This window comes from Micromonospora matsumotoense (genome assembly GCF_900091525.1).
Lineage (GTDB): Bacteria > Actinomycetota > Actinomycetes > Mycobacteriales > Micromonosporaceae > Micromonospora > Micromonospora matsumotoensis.
In genome coordinates this window covers 237,857-255,303 of record NZ_FMCU01000007.1, presented here as the reverse complement: position 1 = coordinate 255,303, position 17,447 = coordinate 237,857, and the positions used below count along the sequence as shown (strand labels likewise).

Genomic DNA, 17,447 nt, shown 5'->3' with positions numbered 1-17,447 from the left:
CGCCCGCCTCCAGCCATCGGCAGCGGATTTGAGGAAATCTTGCGTTCCTAGAGTTCGGTCACCACGACGTCGACCTGTCGGGGGCGGCCCGCCGTCACCGGCTGCTCCTCGATCGGATACTTCAGGTCACGCAACGCGCCGATCAGGGCGGTGGCGGTGCGCGGCCGGGCCCCCGCGACCAGCAGGTCGCGGACCAGCCGACCCTTGGTCGCCTTGTTGAAGTGGCTCACCACCGTGCGTTCCCCCGGCCGACGTTCGTGCAGCACCCGCACGGTGACCGTCCGTCCGGCCAGCTCCGTCGGCGGCAGCCAGGTCGCCGCGTACGCGGCGGACCGCAGGTCCAGCACCGGGCCGCTGCCGGCCGCCGCCGTCAGCACCGGTGACAACACCCGCCGCCAGTACGCCGACAGCGCCCCCACCCCCGGCAACCGCGCCCCGATCGGGCACCGGTACGGCGGGATCCGGTCGGTGAGGCGTACCGCGCCCCACAGCCCCGAGCTGACCAGCACCGAGCGGCGGGCCGCCCGCAGCGCCCCGGGCGGCAGGGTGGCCAGACCGAGCGCCTCGTAGAGCACCCCGGTGTAGACCTGCCCGGCCGGTGCGGTGGCGGCCCGGTCCAGCCGGGCGTTGCGGGCCAGTTCGCCCCGCTGACCGGTGGTCAACCCGAGGGCGGCCAGGGCGGCGTCTGCGGCACCGGGCCCGTCCGACCGGCCGGCGGCACCGAGCGCCATCAGGGCGGTCAGCACCTCCTCGCGGGCCGGGGTCAGCTCGGGCAGGGAGAGCCGGGACAGGTCGAGCCGACGACCGGTGCCGGCGTCGGCCTTGCCCTCGGAGGGCGGCAGCAGGATGAGCACCCGGAAAGCGTACGGGCCGAGGTCAGCGCCACGGCCGGACGGCGCTCGCCGGGTGGTACACCCGGTATCCGGCGACCTCGACCAGCCGGGCGGGGTCGGCCCGGTCACCGAGCAGCCCCCGCAGCCGGCGTTCCGCCGGGGAGTCGACCGGCAGCACGTACCCGGGCCGCTCCGCCCGCTCCACCTGCCGCCAGTACGGCCGGTACCGGTTCTGCCCCGGGGTGAGCTGCCCGTCGAGCACCGCGCAGACCACCCGTTCACCGGTGTCGAAGATCAACCGGTTGCAGGTCCAGTAGTCGCCGTAGACCTCCCGCAGCCCGGTACGACGTACCGCGTCGGCCAACTCCCGGGCCCGCCGCTGGTCGGCCCGGGGCGCGTCCAGCGCCGTCAGGAACAGCCCGGTCGCCACCAGGGCGGTGGCGGTCAACCCGGCCAGCACCGCCGTGGCACCCGCCCCGACCAGCCGGCCGACCATCCCGACGGTGCCCCGCCAGCAGGCCACCGCCGCCAGCCAGAGCGGCCAGAGCACCGCCGGCAGGGAGATCTGCAACACCGCCAGGTAGCGGGCGTTGGCCAGCGGGTCGGTCGCGGCGGGCGGGCTGCGGACGTACGACAACAGGGTCAGGGCGGCACCGGCGAGCAGGGCGAGCTGGGCGACGGGCCGGACCCGCGCGGCGGTCGGCCGGCCCGCGGTCCGGCGGTAGCCGACCAGGGCGAGCCCGGCGGCGGCGACCAGCAGCGCCGGGTAGAGCACCCCGAACCACTCCTGCCGACGGGCGCAACCGGTGACCGGGCAGAGGCCGGTGGCCAGCGGTACCCCCGTCAGCAGGCCCCCGCGCACCCGGTCGACCAGCGGCGGCGTCGGCCCGGTGCCGGCGCTGAGCTGGCGCAGCACCGACCACGAGTCCGCGCCCGGCGGTGCGACCAGGTTGTCCCAGACCAGCGGGGCCACCCCGACCGCGAATCCCGCCACCAGTAGCAGCCCCGGCCAGCCCCGCAGCTCCCGGCGGGCGGCATAGAGCAGCAGCAGGCAGGCGACCGCCAGGTAGGGGGCGAGCAGCCAGTCGGACCAGAGCGCCGCCCCGGCGCACCACCCCGCCAGCCCCGCCGCCGCCCGCCGCCACCCGGGCCGCCGCCACCGGCCCCGCCGCTGCGCCAGCCCCACCGCGATCAACAGGATCGCCAGCACCATCGGTTTTCCCTCGGGTCGCCCGCCGACGACGGTGAGCTGGTCGCGGACCACCCGTTCGGTGCCGAGCGCCAGCAGCCCGACGGTGAAGGTGGCGAACCACGGCCGGTAGAGCCGCCGGCTCAGCCGGTACGACAACCAGAGGAAGAGCGCGTACAACGCGACCAGCGGCAACCGCAGCACCGGCCAACCCGGTCCGGCCAGCGCCACCAGCGGGGCGGCCAGGTAGGACTCGACCATGCCCATGTAGTGCTGCCCGTACAGGAAGACGGGGTGCTCCCGGCCGGCGGCGATGTGCATCGCGGCCAGCCCGAAGGTCGCCTCGTCGCTGTTCGCGGCGGGCACCGTCAGCAGGGTCAGGACCAGCCGGTAGCCCACCCCGGCCAGCCCGAGCAGCAGCGCGACCAGCGCGGGACGGTCCAGCCGCGCGCGGTCGGGCGGTACACGTGTCGACACGACCAACGCCCCCGTCGTCGTCCCGACCGGAGTGTGTCACGCCGTCCGGGACTCCCGGGCCGGATCGGAGCGGCTGACCCCGACACCGGCCGCGCCCGCCCCGCCCAGCGCGCCCGCCCGGCTCGTCTCCCGCCCGGCCCGGCTCGGCTCGTTTTCCGCCCGGTCCGGGGCGTCGGCCGTCTGCCGTGTGCGCCGCCGCTCACCTGGGGCGCTCGACCCGCGGTGCTCCTGGTCGCTCGCCTGGCCGCTGCCGGACTCCTGTGGCAGGGTTGCAGCGTGCCCTCCACCACCGCGAGCCAGCTGGCCGTACCCACCCTGCACCGGGCCGCGCGGATCGAGGACGCCCTGCACCAGTTGGTGGAGCGCCGGCTGCGCCGCACCGGCTGGCAACCCAACATCGTCGCGTACGCCGGTTACGGCGCCCCCGGTTGGGCCCGGGTGCTGTGCCGGGTGCTGCTCAGCCGCCCCGACCGGCGGCAGGGCCGGCTGGAGAAGGTACGCGGCTGGCGCAGCTTCACCACCCTGCCCGCCAAGCACGTCGAGGTCACCATCGAGGCCGGCGACGGCGTACACACCGCCCGCGCCGACCGCAGCGGCTTCGTCGACACCGTGGTCAAGGCCGACTTCAACCCCGGCTGGGCCTCGGTGCGGCTGCGGGTCGCCGACGCCGAACCGGTCGAGGCGCTGGTGCGGGTGATCGACCCGGAGGTGCGCCTCGGCATCCTTTCCGACATCGACGACACGGTCATGGTCACCGCGCTGCCCCGACCCATGCTGGCCGCGTGGAACACCTTCGTCCTCGACGAGCACGCCCGCACGGCGGTGCCGGGCATGGCGGTGCTCTATGAACGCCTGGTCACCGCCCACCCGGGCAGCCCGGTGTTCTACCTGTCCACCGGCGCGTGGAACGTCGCGCCGACGCTGACCCGGTTCCTGTCCCGGCACCTCTATCCGGCCGGCCCGCTGCTGCTCACCGACTGGGGGCCGACGGCCGACCGCTGGTTCCGCAGCGGCCGGGAACACAAGCGGGCCACCCTGGCCCGGCTGGCCACCGAGTTCCCCGACGTGCGCTGGCTGCTGATCGGCGACGACGGGCAGCACGACCAGGAGATCTACCGGGAGTTCGCCGTCGCCCACCCGGAGAACGTCGCCGGGGTGGCGATCCGCCGGCTCTCCCCGACCCAGTCGGTGCTCGCCGGTAGCCTGCCCGTGCCGAACGACCGGCCGTCGTCGGCGGGGCCGGTGGGGCAGAAGTGGCTCTCCGCCCCCGACGGCGCCGGCCTGTGGAAGCTGCTCCGCGACGCCGGCCTGGTCTGATCCCCGGCCCGACCGGCGTCCCGGGCGGGTGGGTCAGTCGCGGCGGAGCCAGAGCACGCCGAGCGGGGGGACCCGCAGCGCCACCGAGGCGGGCAGGCCGTGCCAGGGGACGTCCTGGGCGTGCACCGCGCCGAGGTTGCCCACGCCGGAGCCGCCGTAGTGCTGGGCGTCGGTGTTGATCACCTCGGTCCAGGTGCCGCCGGCCGGCAGGCCGACCCGGTAGTCCTCCAGCGGGCTCGCGGAGAAGTTCGCCACGCAGACCAGGGTCGCGCCGTCCGGGGCGATCCGGACGAAGGAGACCGCGTTGTTGGCGACGTCGTCCCCGGCGATCCAGCGGAACCCGGCCGGGTCGGTGTCCTGCGCCCACAGCGCCGGGGTGTCCCGGTAGGCGGCGTTGAGGTCGGCGACCAGCCGCTGTACCCCGGCCCGTGCCGGATCGTGCAGGAGATACCAGTCGAGGCCGCGTTCCTCGCTCCACTCCCGGTCGTCGCCCAGCTCGCAGCCCATGAAGAGCAGTTGCTTGCCCGGGTGCGCCCACATGTACGCCAGCAGCGCCCGTACGTTGGCCAGCCGCTGCCAGGTGTCGCCGGGCATCTTGGCGACCAGCGAACCCTTGCCGTGCACCACCTCGTCGTGGCTGATCGGCAGCACGTAGTTCTCGCTCCAGGCGTACGCCAGGGAGAAGGTGAGCTGATGGTGGTGGTGCTGCCGGTAGATCGGGTCCTTCGCGGTGTAGAGCAGGGTGTCGTGCATCCAGCCCATGTTCCACTTGAAGCCGAAGCCGAGCCCGCCGTCGCTGGTGGGTCGGGTCACCCCGGGCCAGGCGGTGGACTCCTCGGCGATCAGCACCACCCCGGCGTGGTGCTTGTAGACGGTGGCGTTGACCTCCTGCATGAAGGCGATCGCCTCCAGGTTCTCCCGGCCGCCGTGCTGGTTGGGCAGCCACTGCCCCTCGGGGCGGGAGTAGTCCAGGTAGAGCATCGAGGCGACCGCGTCCACCCGCAGGCCGTCGATGTGGAACTCGTCGCACCAGTAGAGCGCGTTGGCGACCAGGAAGTTGCGCACCTCGCGGCGACCGAAGTCGAAGACGTACGTGCCCCAGTCGGGGTGCTCGCCGCGGCGCGGGTCGGGGTGCTCGTAGAGCGGGGTGCCGTCGAAGCGGGCCAGCGCCCACTCGTCCTTGGGGAAGTGCGCGGGCACCCAGTCCAGCAGGACCCCGATGCCGGCGGCGTGCAGCCGGTCCACCAGGTGCCGGAAGTCGTCCGGGTCGCCGAACCGGGAGGTCGGCGCGAAGTAACCGGTGACCTGGTAGCCCCAGGAACCGCCGAACGGGTGCTCCATCACCGGCAGGAACTCCACGTGCGTGAAGCCCATCTCGGTGACGTACGCGGTGAGCTGCTCGGCCAGCTCCCGGTAGCTGAGGCCGGGCCGCCACGAGCCGAGGTGCACCTCGTACACGCTCATCGGTTCCCGGTGCGGCTGCCGGCGGGCCCGGCGCTCCAGCCAGAGTGCGTCGGACCACTCGTAGCGGGACCGGTGCACCACCGAGGCGGTGGCCGGCGGCACCTCGGCGTAGGCGGCCATCGGGTCGGCCTTGTCCCGCCACTGCCCGTCGGCGCCGAGGACGCGGTACTTGTACCGGGCACCTTCCTGCGCGCCGGGCACGAAGATCTCCCAGACGCCGCTGGAGCCGAGGCAGCGCATCGGCCAGCCGTCGTCGGCGCCCCAGCCGGTGAAGTCGCCGATCACCCGTACCCCACGGGCGTTCGGGGCCCACACCGAGAAGGCGACGCCGCCGTCGCGGACCCGCGCGCCGAGCGCCTCCCAGAGCCGTTCGTGCCGGCCCTCGCCGATCAGGTGCAGGTCCAGCTCGCCCAGGGTCGGCGGGTGACGGTACGGGTCGTCGGTGACCCCGCCGTCGACCTCGACCCGGTAGTCGAGCACGCTGCCCTCGACGCGGGCCTCGAAGACGCCGACGTCGTGCACCCGCTTCATCGGGTGCCGGTCGTCGCCGACCAGCAGCGCCACGTCACCGGCACCCCGCCGCATGGTGCGGATCGTGGTCCACCCGTCGGCGGGGTGTGCGCCGAGCAGGGCGTGCGGGTCGTGCGTCGCGCCGGCGATCAGCTGGTCCATCTGACGTCCTTCGAGGCGGGGTCGGTCGGGGTGCTGCCGTGCGGGGTCCGGCCGGTCCTGGCCCGGCCGTTCTTGATTTTGCGGCCGGTGCCGGCGGTGCGGGTCGCGGTGGGGCCGGGCGACCGGTCGACCTCCGGGGCGGGGGTGGTCGGCGCGGTGCCGCCGGAGAGTTCGTCGGGGACGTCCGCCACGGTCAGCTCCGCCGGCTCCGCGCCGGCCGGCATCGTGGTGGGTGGTGTCGGCGGGCGGCGGACCGTCAGCACGTGCGCGGGTTGCAGGTACGGGTCGAGCCGGATCGCGTTGCGCTGGCCCCACTCGTAGCTGGCCCCGGTCAGCTCGTCGTGCACGGTGAACCGTTCGTGCCAGTCGAAGCCGAGCGCCGGCATGTCCAGGGTGGTGTTGCCCCACTGCACGGTGTGCGAGTCGAACGAGCAGATCACGATGACCGTGTCGCCGGTGTCCGGGTCGCGCTTGGACCAGCAGAGCAGCGCCGGGTTGTCGATGTCGTGGAAGACCAGGTTGCGCAGCCGGTGCAGGGCCGGGTGCTCGCGCCGTACCCGGTTGAGGGTGGCGACGAACGGGGCCAGCGAGCGGCCGTGTGCCTGCGCGCCGGCCCAGTCCCGGGGGCGCAGCTCGTACTTCTCGTTGTCGAGGTATTCCTCCGCGCCGGGGCGGGCGACGTGCTCGAACAGTTCGAAGCCGGCGTACATGCCCCAGGAGGGGCTGAGTAGCGCGGCCAGCACCGCCCGGATCTTGAACATCGGCGGTCCCCCGTGTTGCAGGGACTCGTGCAGGATGTCCGGGGTGTTGGGCCAGAAGTTGGGCCGCATCCAGTCGACCGAGGCGACCAGTTCCTCGCAGTACTCCCGCATCTCGGCGGCCGTCGTGCGCCAGGTGAAATAGGTGTACGACTGGGTGAAGCCGATCTTGCCGAGCCCGTGCATGATCGCCGGCCGGGTGAACGCCTCGGCCAGGAAGAGCACGTCCGGGTCGGTCCGTTTCACCTCGGCGATCAACCGGTGCCAGAAGTCGAACGGCTTGGTGTGCGGGTTGTCCACCCGGAAGATCCGGATGCCCTCGCCGATCCAGTGCCGCACCACCCGCAGCACCTCGGCCCGGATGCCGTCGGGGTCGTTGTCGAAGTTGACCGGGTAGATGTCCTGGTATTTCTTGGGCGGGTTCTCCGCGTACGCGATGCTGCCGTCGGCGCGGGTGGTGAACCACTCCGGGTGCTCGGTGACCCACGGGTGGTCGGGGGCGCACTGCAACGCCAGGTCCAGCGCCACTTCCAGGCCCTGTTCGGCGGCGGCGGCGACGAAGGCGCGGAAGTCGGCCGGCGTACCCAGGTCGGGGTGGATGGCGTCGTGGCCGCCCTCGGCCGCGCCGATCGCCCACGGCGAGCCGACGTCGTCCGGGCCGGCGGTCAGCGCGTTGTTGCGGCCCTTGCGGTTGACCCGGCCGATCGGGTGGATCGGCGGCAGGTAGAGCACGTCGAAGCCCATCGCCGCGACCCCGGGCAGCCGGTCCAGTGCCGTGACGAAGGTGCCCGAGCGGGCCGGCGCGTCGACGGTGGCCGGGACCGCGCCCTCGGAGCGGGGGAAGAACTCGTACCAGGCGGAGAAGAGCGCCCGGGGGCGGTCCACCCAGAGCCGGTGCGGCGTGCCGGTGGTGACCAACTCCCGCACCGGGTGGGCCCAGAGCAGGTCGGCCAGGTCGAGGGCCGGGGTGACCCGGTGGGCCAGGTCGGCCTGCTGGTCGCCCAGCGCCGCCACCGCCGCCGTGAGCCGTCCGGCCTCGGCGGCCGGCACGAGTGGCAGGGCGGCGGTCAGCACCCGGACGCCCTCGGCCAGGTCGTTGGCCAGTTCGGCCGCCCCCTGCCCGGCGGCGACCTTCTTGGTCACCGCGTTCTGCCAGGTCAGATACGGGTCCTGGAACGCCTCGACGGTGAAGGTCCACTCGCCGACGGCGTCCGGTCGGATGGTGGCGTGCCAGCGGTCCTGCCCCGGTTCGCCCGGCCGCATCCGGGTGAACGGGCGGGCCGCGCCGTCCGGGCCGTACCAGACCACGTTGCAGCCGAGCGCGTCGTGCCCTTCCCGGTAGGCGCGTGCCGACACCGGTACCACCTCGTCGACCACCGCCTTGGCCGGGTAGCGACCGCAGGCGACGACGGGGGAGACGTCTTCGATCGGGAACCGTCCGCTCACCCGCTCAACCTACTGTGCGAGATCCTCTCGCGCTCAATCAAGCGTCTCCTTCTCGGTCCGGCCGTCGCCTGCGGCCGTTTCCCCAGCTCCGGACACGTGGCGTTGCGGGTTGATCACCACGTGTGTATGGTCGGCCGGGTCAATCGACGGATCATGATCTGGAGGTATGATGAATCGCCTCAAATCCCGCGCGGCGGCCCTCGTAGCGGGTGCCACGATCGCCGGCCTCGTCGTGGGCGCGGTGCCCGGCACCGCCGCCCAGGCCGGTTACTACCAGTACCGGAAGTGCTCCGACGCGGTCTCGCTCTCCTTCTTCGTCGACAGCACCTCGTCGACCACGCGGTGGCCGCACTCGATCGGCTGGAACAACGTCATGTACGCGGCGCAGGAAGCCAACGGCCGCTACCACGTCTCGCTCTGGGACACGTCGGGCGACACCAACGGCTGGGTCAGCACCGCCTGGGTCCGCGCCTGCTGAGCCCGGCCGCCGCACCGCACCGGCGGTGACGCCGCCGCGGCCCCGCACCCACCACACCCGACGACCCGGAGGTACCCCGTGAGAACGACCAGCAAGCGCGCGCTCGCCCTCCTGACGGTGACCGCCCTGACCAGCCTCGGCGCGACCGTGGCCACCGGTGGTGCCGCCCAGGCGGCCTACTACCAGTACAGCAAGTGCTCCACCGCCGTCAGCCTGTCCGTGTTCGTGGACAGCACCTCGTCGACCACGAAGTGGCCGCACTCGGTCGGCTACAACACCCGGATGTTCGCCGCGCAGGAGGCCAACGGCCGCTACCACGTCTCGCTGTGGAACGACAGCGGCGACACCAACGGCTGGGTCAGCACCGCCTGGGTCCGACCCTGCTCGTAGCCCTCCCCGCTGCGGCGGGCATCCGTCCCGCCTGTAGCTCTCCGGCGGTGCTGCACGCGGCCCAGCCGTGCGGTAGGTCCCTGCCCCCTCTCAGGCCCCTGCCCCGCGTCGGATCCCCTCCCCGCGTCACCTGTCCGGAGACACGTGTGCCCGGCTGGCATCCCCCTGCCAGCCGGGCACACGTCGTACCTGCGAGTGAGTGGCGCAGGGTGCCGGCTCCCACCGCCGGGTAGCCGGCCGCATCCGCTGTGCTGGGCGGGGATGTTCAGGTGGCGGGAGTCGCGGCGACGTACAGGCCGGCCCCCTGAACGCCGACGATGATCCCGTGGGCCTGTAGGAGCATCACCGCTCGCTGCACGGTCGAGACGCTTGCCGAGTAGAGCCGGGCCAACTCGGCGTAGGTGGGCAGCCGGCTCTCCGGCGGGTACTCGCCCTGCTGGATACGGGCGTGCAGGTCGGCGGCGATCTTCCGGTAGCCCATCGGGATGGTCATGGAGTCTGCCTCCGTCCGGCAGTACTTTCGTCGGAGACCCGTATGACTGTCAGGCATTCTTATGCCTGACAGTCATACGACCTTCTGGAGAGTGGTACCCCCGTCGGGGTTACGCATTGTGCGGGCGGGCTATCTATTCCGGGCTGTTGGGTGTCCAGCAGCGGTTTCCGCGCTAGGCGGGAGGCTTCGGCGCGACGAACGACCCCTTGCCTTGGTGCACCTCGATCCAGCCCCGCTCATCCAGGATCCAGAGCGCTCGTTGATCGGGTTGTCGGACGAGCTGTACTGCTGGGCGAGTTGAGCGATCGTCGGCAGTCTGTCGCCGGGTTTGAGTGTGCCGCTGCGGACCGACGCGATGACGTCGTCAACGACCTGTTCATAGACGGGCTTGCGGGGCATGGGACCACCTCTCGTCAGCCGGTCCAGAATCTCACCAGGCGCGACACGGTGTGAGCGGGACGGGCCGGCGGTGAACGAGCTGCCGGTGGGCCGCCGGGTCGCCCAGTGGCGGGTGCGGCGCAACATGACGCAACAGCAGTTCGCCGACCAGCTCGGCAAGTCGAAGAGCTGGGTCGACAAGGTCGAGCGCGGGGTGCGCCGGCTGGAACAGGTGTCCAACCTCCGGATGGTCGCCGAGACGCTCCGCATCGACCTGGAGGTGCTGCTCGCCGGGTCGGCGGGGGAGTCGGCGCGACCGGAATCCGCCACCACCGGTGTCGACGCGGTGCTGGCGGCGCTGGCCCGCTACCACGTCGAGCCGCCGGCCCGGCCGCCCGACGTCGCGGAGTTGCGCACCCGCCTGGCCCACGCGGAGCAGAGCTACCGGCACGCCCGGTACCCGGAACTGCTCGTCCTGCTGCCCGGCCTGGTCGACGCCGTCCGCGCGGCGCGGGCCCGCCGGCCCGGTCGGGCGACCGGCTGTCTGCTGGTGCGGGGGTACGGCCTGGTCGCGCTGGTGCTGCTCAAGGTCGACCGGCCGGAGGTGGCCTGGCTGGCCGCCGACCGGGCGGTGGCCGCCGCGCAGGTCACCAGGGACCCGGGGGTGGCCGCCACCGCCACCGTGCCGCTGGCCCAGGCCCTGCGCCACGGCGGCCGGGGGCGGGCCGCGATGGAGGCCGCCGCCGTCGCCGCCCACCGCCTCCTGTCGGGGCGTTCACCGGGCACGCCCTGGGCGACCTCGTCGACGACCGGTGACGGCCCGTCGGTCGACCCGGCCCTGCTCGGGACGCTGCTGCTCCAGGCCGGCCTGGCCGCCGCCGGGCGGGGTGACGGGCGGGCCGCCCGGGATCTGCTCGACCGGGCCGGCCGGGCCGCCCGCGAAGCCGGGGCCGAGGGCGGCGGCGCGGCGGTCGAGGCCGCGCGGGTGGTCGCCGAGGCCGCCCTCGGCGAGGTCACGGCGGCGACGGTACGCCACGAGCGGCTGGTGGCCGGCGACGAGTGGCGGTGGCTGCCCCCCGAGCACCGGGCCGCGTACCTGCTCGACGCCGCCCATGCCTACGTGCTCGGCGGCAACCTGCTCCGCGCCGGCCGGGCGGTGCTGGAGGCGGAGCGCACCGCGCGCAGCGAGGTGCACGACCGCCCGGCGGTACGGCCCCTGGTCGCCGTGGTGGCCCGTTCCGCCGCCGCCCCGCCCGAACTGGCCCGCCTCGCCGCCACCCTCCGCGTCACCTGACCCGGCTAGCGGTCACCGTAGTGGTACCGGCAGGCGATGATCTCGACGTCGTCCTTGGTGATGCGGTACACCAACCGGTGTTCGCGATCGATCCGGCGGGACCAGAAGCCGGACAGCTCACCCCGCAGGGGCTCCGGCTTGCCGATGCCCTCGTATTCGTTGCGCATGACGTCCGCGATGAGGTCGTTGATGCGCTTGACCAGTTTGCGATCCGTGTGGCTGAGGTACTGGCTCCACGCCGTCGCGGTGAAGACCAGCCTCACGCGACGTCTCGTACGGTCGCCGGGTCGACCAGGTTCCGCTCGGCCGCGTCACCCTCGTCGAGCTCCGCGATCGATCGGCGCAGGGCCGCGGCGTTGCTCGGACTGCGCAGCAGGTACTCGGTCTCCTTCATCGACTCGTACTCCGCGAGCGGCACGATCACCACCGGCTCGTGACCCGACCGAGTGACCACCACTTCCTCCGCGTCGTTGATGACGCTGTCGAGTTCGGCGGCCAGGTTCTGCCGTAGCTGGGTGAAGTTCACGGTCCGCATGACCACCTCCGAGGTAAGTACAGAAAACTGTACCGGACCTCTCCCTATGCGCGCAGCGAGCGGTACAGCTCCAGGGTCTGGACGGCGATGGCGTCCCAGGAGAAGTGGTCGACGGCCCGCTGCCGGCCGGCGAGACCGAACGCCTCGGTGCGCTTCGGGTCGGCCAGCAACTCGTTGATCGTCGCGCCGAGGTCGGCGACGAAGCGGTCCGGGTCCAGCGGGTTGCCGCTGCCGTCGCCGGCCTGCTCGATCGGGACCAGGAGCCCGGTCTCACCGTCGGCGACCACCTCCGGGATGCCGCCGGTGGCGGTCGCCACCACCGCCGTCTCGCAGGCCATCGCCTCCAGGTTGACGATGCCCATCGGCTCGTAGACCGAGGGGCAGACGAAGATGGTGGCGTGGGTGAGCACCTGGATCACCTCGGGCTTGGGCAGCATCTCGGCCACCCAGACCACCCCGGACCGGTTGGCCCGCAGCTCGGTGACCAGCCCCTCCACCTCGGCGGCGATCTCCGGGGTGTCCGGGGCGCCGGCGAGCAGCACCAGCTGGGTGTCGGCGGGCAGCTCGCGGGCGGCGCGCAGCAGGTAGGGCAGGCCCTTCTGCCGGGTGATCCGCCCGACGTACACCACGCTGGGGCGGGCGGGGTCGATGCCGAGCCGGTCGAGCACGTCGGTGCCGTGGTCCGGGGCGTACTGGGCGGTGTCGATGCCGTTGTAGACCACCCGGACCCGGTCCGGGTTCACCGCCGGGTAGGCGGTCAGCACGTCCCGCCGCATCCCCGCGCTGACCGCGACGATCGCGTCGGCGGACTCCATGGCCGTCCGCTCGCACCAGGAGGAGAGCGCGTAGCCGCCGCCGAGTTGTTCGGCCTTCCACGGGCGCAGCGGCTCCAGGCTGTGCGCGGTCACCACGTGCGGCACCCCGTACAGCAGCTTCGCGGTGTGCCCGGCCAGGTTGGCGTACCAGGTGTGGCTGTGCACCACGTCGGTGCCGGCGCACCCGGCGGCCATCGCCAGGTCGACGCCCATGGTGCGCAGCGCGGCGTTCGCGCCGTCCAGGCCGGCCGGCTCGGGGTACGCGGTGACGCCCGGCTCGGCACGCTCCGCGCCGAAGCAGTGCACCCGGACGTCGGCGAGCCGGCGCAGCTCCCGGGCCAGGTACTCGACGTGCACCCCGGCGCCGCCGTACACCTCCGGCGGGTACTCGCGGGTCAGCAGGTCCACGCGCAGCGGGGCGGAGTCGGTCATGCCCGGCACCCTAGTGCAGAATCCGGCCGCGCACCGGTCACGGAACTGTGCCCGTACGAGTGGTGAAGTCGCAGCGGTATGGATAGCGTCTGGTCATGGCTGCCAAGGTGCTCGCGATCGTCCTGGCCGGCGGAGAGGGCAAGCGCCTCATGCCGCTCACCGCGGACCGGGCCAAGCCGGCCGTCCCGTTCGGCGGGATGTACCGCATGGTCGATTTCGTCCTGTCCAATCTGGCGAACGCCGGCTTTCTCAAGATCGTCGTGCTGACCCAGTACAAATCCCACTCGCTGGACCGGCACATCACCAAGACCTGGCGGATGTCGACGCTGCTCGGCAACTACGTCACGCCGGTGCCGGCCCAGCAGCGCCGGGGCCCGTGGTGGTTCGCCGGCTCCGCCGACGCGATCTACCAGAGCTTCAACCTGATCAACGACGAGCAGCCGGACCACGTGATCGTCTTCGGTGCCGACCACATCTACCGGATGGACCCCCGGCAGATGGTCGACGCCCACATCGCCTCCGGCGCGGCGGTCACCGTCGCCGGCATCCGGCAGCCGCTGTCGATGGCCGACCAGTTCGGCGTGATCGAGGTCGGCGAGGACGGCAAGCGGATCCGGGCCTTCCGGGAGAAGCCCACCGACGCGGTCGGCCTGCCCGACGCCCCGGACCAGATCTACGCCTCGATGGGCAACTACGTCTTCTCCTCCAAGGCGCTCTGCGAGGCCGTGGAGCGGGACGCGGCCGACAAGACCAGCAAGCACGACATGGGCGGCAGCATCATCCCGATGCTGGTCGAGCGGGGCGAAGCCAACGTCTACGACTTTCAGGACAACGAGGTGCCCGGCAGCACCGACCGGGACCGCGGCTACTGGCGGGACGTGGGGACGCTCGACTCGTTCTACGACGCGCACATGGATCTGATCAACGTGCACCCGGTGTTCAACCTCTACAACTTCGACTGGCCCATCTACACCGACCAGCCGCCCTACCCGCCGGCGAAGTTCGTCCACCAGTGGGGCGAGCGGGTCGGTCGGGCGGTCGGGTCGATGATCTCGCCCGGCGCGGTGGTCTCCGGTTCGCTGGTGGAGAACTCGGTCGTCTCGCCGAAGGTCAAGGTGCACTCCTGGGCGCAGGTCGACGGCGCGGTGCTGATGGAGGGCGTCGAGATCGGCCGGCACGCGGTGGTGCGCAACGCCATTCTCGACAAGAACGTCTTCGTGCCCGAGGGTGCCGAGATCGGCGTGGATCTGGAGAAGGACCGGCAGCGCTACACCGTCTCCGACAACGGCATCGTCGTCATCGGCAAGGGTCAGCGCGTCGAGCCCTGAGCCGGGTGTGACCCGGCCGACGCCGGGGAAGACAGCGCACCGACCCGTACCCCAAGGAGGTTTCCGCAGTGGCCCACCCCCGTGCCGGACAGCCCGCCGAGCCCGCCGACCTGGTCGACGTGCCCCGGCTGGTGACCGCCTACTACGCCGAGCACCCGGACCCGGACGACCCGGCGCAGCAGGTCTCCTTCGGCACCTCCGGCCACCGGGGGTCCAGCCTGCGCAACGCCTTCAACGAGGATCACATCCTCGCGGTCACCCAGGCGCTCTGCGACTACCGCCGGGAACAGGGTCTCACCGGCCCGCTCTTCCTCGCCCGGGACAGCCACGCGCTCTCCGCCCCCGCCGAGGTCAGCGCGTTGGAGGTGCTCGCCGCCAACGGGGTGACCGTGCTGCGGGACAGCCGCGACGGCTACACCCCCACCCCGGCGCTGTCGCACGCCGTGCTCACCCACAACCGGGGCCGCACCGACGGGCTCGCCGACGGCATCGTGATCACCCCGTCGCACAACCCGCCCGACGACGGCGGCTTCAAGTACAACCCGACCAACGGCGGGCCCGCCGACACCGACGTCACGACGTGGATCCAGGACCGGGCGAACGCGATCCTGGCCGCCGGGCTCAAGGAGGTCAGACGCATCCCGTACGCGCGGGCGCGCGCCGCCGACACCACCGGCACGTACGACTTCCTCGCCGGCTACGTCGACGACCTGCCGTCGGTGCTCGACATCGACGCGATCCGCGACGCCGGGGTGCGGATCGGCGCCGACCCGCTCGGCGGGGCCAGCGTCGCCTACTGGGGTGAGATCGCCGAGCGGCACCGGCTCGACCTCACCGTGATCAACCCGTTGGTGGACCCGACCTGGCGGTTCATGACCCTGGACGGGGACGGCAAGATCCGGATGGACTGCTCGTCGCCGAACGCGATGGCGTCGCTGATCGCCGCCCGGGACCGGTTCCAGGTCTCCACCGGCAACGACGCCGACGCCGACCGGCACGGGATCGTCACCCCCGACGGGGGCCTGCTCAACCCCAACCACTACCTGGCGGTGGCGATCGGCCACCTGTTCCGCACCCGGACGCGGTGGAGCCCGTCGGCGGCCGTCGGCAAGACCCTGGTCTCCTCCTCGATGATCGACCGGATCGCCGCCGACCTGGGCCGACCGCTGCTGGAGGTGCCGGTCGGCTTCAAGTGGTTCGTCCCCGGGCTGCTCGACGGCACTGTCGGCTTCGGCGGCGAGGAGAGCGCCGGGGCGTCGTTCCTGCGCCGCGACGGCAGCACCTGGACCACCGACAAGGACGGCATCCTGCTCTGCCTGCTCGCCGCCGAGATCATCGCCAGCACCGGCCGGACCCCGAGCGAGCACTACGCCGCGCTGACCGAACGCTTCGGCGCACCCGCGTACGCCCGGATCGACGCCCCGGCCAGCCGGGAGCAGAAGGCGGTGCTCGGCCGGCTCTCCCCGGAGCAGGTCACCGCCACCGAGCTGGCCGGTGAGCCGATCACCGCCACCCTGACCAGCGCCCCGGGCAACGGGGCATCCATCGGCGGGCTGAAGGTGACCACCGGGTCGGGCTGGTTCGCGGCCCGGCCGTCCGGCACCGAGGACGTCTACAAGATCTATGCCGAGTCGTTCCAGGGGCCGGAGCACCTGGCCCAGCTTCAGCAGGAGGCGAAGGCCCTGGTCGACGCCGTGCTGGAGTAGTCCCGGAGGTTGCCCTGCGCCCCGTCCGGCCACCGGGCGGGGCGCACGTCGTGCTGCCCCCGGTACCCGGAGTTTCCGCTCCGGGGCGTTTCGTGATCTCGACTCGATCGTTGCCCATGAGGCGACCGAAAACGGGATGAGGGGGGCGGACGATGACCTGGTCCAGGGCGGTCTCCAACCCTGGTTCCGAGATCGGTGTCGTCGAGCCCCGGGCAGCCCGTCCGGCCCGTGCCGCGTCGTCGGGACGTCAGCGGGAACTGGTCGGCCAGCTGCTGCGCTGCTATCCCGTCAGCTTCCTGGTGCTCGCCCCGTACGCGCTGTTGATCCTGCCGATGGCGGTGGTCAATGACAATCCGCGCACCGGCTTCATCATGTTCCTGGTGGGCCTGGCGTTGCTGGGCACCGTCACCGTGGAGACGTTCTGCCTGCTCCTCGGGCGGCCCGATCCGCAGTGGCGGCGCGGCATGCGCCAGGCGACCGCCCGGCACCCCGGGATCTATCCGGTGGCCCGCCTGGTCGTGCTGATCAGCATCGGGGCCGAACTGCTGGGGGCGCACCTCGGGGAGGGGAACCTCGTCGCGCAGATCTCCGGGGAGACGGCCGACACGCCGATGGTGGCGGTGACCAAGTTGTTCTCCGGTTGGGCGGCGCTCGGGTTCGCGCTGCTGGTCGCCAGCCACCTCGGCGGTTACCTGTCCAAGGCGAAGCTGTGCGCCTGGCTGGGCGCGCTCGTCGTCAGCAAGGCTGTCGTCACCGTGCTGACCGCCCTCACGGCGCCACTGATCGCCTTCGTCTTCTTCGCGGTCACCGCCGGGGTGGTCTGCGGCGTGTTCCGGTTGCGGTACCTGATGGTCGGCACGCTGATGTTGGTGCTGCTGTGGCCGGCCATGTTCGACTACCGCAACGGGTTACGGGAGGACCAGGGCGTCGCGGTGGACGACGCGGTCACCGCGACGGACCGGATGCGCCTGGACCGGCAACTGACTGTCGTCTCGGAGACGGAGGTTCCCGTCGACCTCGGTCAGCCCGAGGGCATCGACTACCTCAGGTACGGTCTGGTGCCACGGATCCTGGACCCCGACCGGCCGGCTCTGACGACCGGACAACAGATCAACCAGTACCTCGGCGGTAGCCGGACGTCGGCCTCCAACTTCCTGTTGCTGGGCAACATGTGGTTCTTCGACGGTCCCGACGGGGTGGTGGCCGTACACGCCTTCTGGGCCGGGTTCGTGGCGCTGTTGATGCGCTGGCGGGGCCGGCCCGGCCCGGCCCGGTTGAGTCTGGTCTGTCTGGTGTTCTCCGACGCGTTGCTGTGGTCCGGCACCTATCCCGACTCGATGATCGGGTTCGTGCAACACGTGGTGTCGGCGATGGCGGTCTTCTCTCTGCTGTGGTTGGCCCGCAGCTTCCCCGCGCGGGCGCGCGCATGACCCGTCCGGGGT

16 protein-coding genes are annotated in these 17,447 nt (G+C 72.4%); 7 read left to right on the top strand and 9 right to left on the bottom strand.

From position 1 onward, the window contains the following. Positions 1–47 precede the first annotated feature (47 nt). Together yaaA and GA0070216_RS16785 are read right to left on the bottom strand one after the other, a co-directional pair. Positions 48–854, bottom strand: coding sequence for a peroxide stress protein YaaA (yaaA, locus tag GA0070216_RS16790; protein WP_091246896.1), 807 nt, complete (start codon positions 852–854; stop codon positions 48–50). A gap of 22 nt (positions 855–876) precedes the next feature. Beyond that, positions 877–2,505, bottom strand: coding sequence for a hypothetical protein (locus GA0070216_RS16785; protein ID WP_176738997.1), 1,629 nt, complete (start codon positions 2,503–2,505; stop codon positions 877–879). A gap of 327 nt (positions 2,506–2,832) precedes the next feature. On the opposite strand from GA0070216_RS16785, the gene GA0070216_RS16780 reads away from it, so the two are divergent. Beyond that, positions 2,833–3,816, top strand: a complete 984-nt coding sequence (locus GA0070216_RS16780) for an App1 family protein phosphatidate phosphatase (RefSeq protein WP_425413162.1) — start codon at positions 2,833–2,835, stop codon at positions 3,814–3,816. A 33-nt stretch (positions 3,817–3,849) separates the two neighbouring features. On the opposite strand, the gene glgB is transcribed toward GA0070216_RS16780, so the two are convergent. Both glgB and GA0070216_RS16770 read right to left on the bottom strand, forming a co-directional pair. Further along, entirely contained in the window at positions 3,850–5,952 is a 2,103-nt protein-coding gene (gene glgB, locus GA0070216_RS16775; RefSeq protein WP_091246737.1) for a 1,4-alpha-glucan branching protein GlgB, read from the bottom strand. Next, on the bottom strand, positions 5,940–8,156 hold the full coding sequence (locus GA0070216_RS16770) for an alpha-1,4-glucan--maltose-1-phosphate maltosyltransferase (RefSeq protein ID WP_245722540.1): 2,217 nt from the start codon (positions 8,154–8,156) through the stop codon (positions 5,940–5,942). The genes glgB and GA0070216_RS16770 overlap by 13 nt, the downstream gene beginning before the upstream one ends. 169 nt (positions 8,157–8,325) lie before the next feature. On the opposite strand from GA0070216_RS16770, the gene GA0070216_RS16765 reads away from it, so the two are divergent. Together GA0070216_RS16765 and GA0070216_RS16760 are read left to right on the top strand one after the other, a co-directional pair. After that, a complete protein-coding gene (locus tag GA0070216_RS16765; RefSeq protein ID WP_141723118.1) occupies positions 8,326–8,634 on the top strand; it encodes a hypothetical protein in 309 nt (102 codons plus the stop codon). A gap of 78 nt (positions 8,635–8,712) precedes the next feature. Continuing rightward, positions 8,713–9,024, top strand: a complete 312-nt coding sequence (locus GA0070216_RS16760; protein ID WP_091246733.1) for a hypothetical protein — start codon at positions 8,713–8,715, stop codon at positions 9,022–9,024. Positions 9,025–9,289: 265 nt separating this feature from the next. On the opposite strand, the gene GA0070216_RS16755 is transcribed toward GA0070216_RS16760, so the two are convergent. Further along, a complete protein-coding gene (locus tag GA0070216_RS16755) occupies positions 9,290–9,517 on the bottom strand; it encodes a GntR family transcriptional regulator (protein ID WP_091246731.1) in 228 nt (75 codons plus the stop codon). A gap of 129 nt (positions 9,518–9,646) precedes the next feature. Further along, a complete protein-coding gene (locus tag GA0070216_RS33845) occupies positions 9,647–9,916 on the bottom strand; it encodes a GntR family transcriptional regulator (RefSeq protein WP_245722539.1) in 270 nt (89 codons plus the stop codon). Between the two features lie 70 nt (positions 9,917–9,986). Between GA0070216_RS33845 and GA0070216_RS16745 the strand changes: the two genes are divergently transcribed. Next, positions 9,987–11,189, top strand: coding sequence for a helix-turn-helix domain-containing protein (locus tag GA0070216_RS16745; RefSeq protein WP_176738996.1), 1,203 nt, complete (start codon positions 9,987–9,989; stop codon positions 11,187–11,189). Positions 11,190–11,194: 5 nt separating this feature from the next. On the opposite strand, the gene GA0070216_RS16740 is transcribed toward GA0070216_RS16745, so the two are convergent. The 3 genes from GA0070216_RS16740 to glgA are packed head-to-tail and all read right to left on the bottom strand — an operon-like array spanning position 11,195 to position 12,971. Continuing rightward, positions 11,195–11,452 (bottom strand): Txe/YoeB family addiction module toxin, encoded by a 258-nt coding sequence (locus tag GA0070216_RS16740; RefSeq protein ID WP_091246726.1) that lies wholly within the window; start codon positions 11,450–11,452, stop codon positions 11,195–11,197. After that, the gene (locus GA0070216_RS16735) at positions 11,449–11,724 is read right to left on the bottom strand and encodes a type II toxin-antitoxin system Phd/YefM family antitoxin (protein WP_176738995.1); all 276 of its coding nucleotides are present in this window, start codon (positions 11,722–11,724) and stop codon (positions 11,449–11,451) included. The genes GA0070216_RS16740 and GA0070216_RS16735 overlap by 4 nt, the downstream gene beginning before the upstream one ends. A gap of 44 nt (positions 11,725–11,768) precedes the next feature. Further along, positions 11,769–12,971, bottom strand: coding sequence for a glycogen synthase (glgA, locus tag GA0070216_RS16730; protein WP_091246722.1), 1,203 nt, complete (start codon positions 12,969–12,971; stop codon positions 11,769–11,771). Between the two features lie 95 nt (positions 12,972–13,066). Between glgA and glgC the strand changes: the two genes are divergently transcribed. From glgC to GA0070216_RS16715, 3 genes are all read left to right on the top strand, one after another. Continuing rightward, positions 13,067–14,299: a glucose-1-phosphate adenylyltransferase gene (gene glgC / locus GA0070216_RS16725; protein ID WP_091246720.1), complete on the top strand. Its 1,233-nt coding sequence runs from the start codon at positions 13,067–13,069 to the stop codon at positions 14,297–14,299. 68 nt (positions 14,300–14,367) lie between these two features. Next, positions 14,368–16,005 (top strand): phosphoglucomutase (alpha-D-glucose-1,6-bisphosphate-dependent), encoded by a 1,638-nt coding sequence (gene pgm, locus GA0070216_RS16720; protein ID WP_091246718.1) that lies wholly within the window; start codon positions 14,368–14,370, stop codon positions 16,003–16,005. Between the two features lie 152 nt (positions 16,006–16,157). Beyond that, positions 16,158–17,435 carry a hypothetical protein gene (locus tag GA0070216_RS16715; RefSeq protein ID WP_091246716.1) on the top strand — a complete coding sequence of 426 codons (1,278 nt, stop codon included), beginning with the start codon at positions 16,158–16,160 and terminating at the stop codon, positions 17,433–17,435. Positions 17,436–17,447: the final 12 nt, after the last annotated feature.

What these genes read in the sequence shown, in the direction of transcription:
- glgB (WP_091246737.1), bottom strand. Translation starts at nt 5,952, where the DNA reads ATGGACCAGCTGATCGCCGGCGCGACGCACGACCCGCACGCCCTGCTC.
- GA0070216_RS16765 (WP_141723118.1), top strand. Translation starts at nt 8,326, where the DNA reads ATGAATCGCCTCAAATCCCGCGCGGCGGCCCTCGTAGCGGGTGCCACG.
- GA0070216_RS16755 (WP_091246731.1), bottom strand. Translation starts at nt 9,517, where the DNA reads ATGACCATCCCGATGGGCTACCGGAAGATCGCCGCCGACCTGCACGCC.
- GA0070216_RS33845 (WP_245722539.1), bottom strand. Translation starts at nt 9,916, where the DNA reads ATGCCCCGCAAGCCCGTCTATGAACAGGTCGTTGACGACGTCATCGCG.
- GA0070216_RS16735 (WP_176738995.1), bottom strand. Translation starts at nt 11,724, where the DNA reads ATGCGGACCGTGAACTTCACCCAGCTACGGCAGAACCTGGCCGCCGAA.
- glgA (WP_091246722.1), bottom strand. Translation starts at nt 12,971, where the DNA reads ATGACCGACTCCGCCCCGCTGCGCGTGGACCTGCTGACCCGCGAGTAC.
- glgC (WP_091246720.1), top strand. Translation starts at nt 13,067, where the DNA reads ATGGCTGCCAAGGTGCTCGCGATCGTCCTGGCCGGCGGAGAGGGCAAG.
- GA0070216_RS16715 (WP_091246716.1), top strand. Translation starts at nt 16,158, where the DNA reads ATGACCTGGTCCAGGGCGGTCTCCAACCCTGGTTCCGAGATCGGTGTC.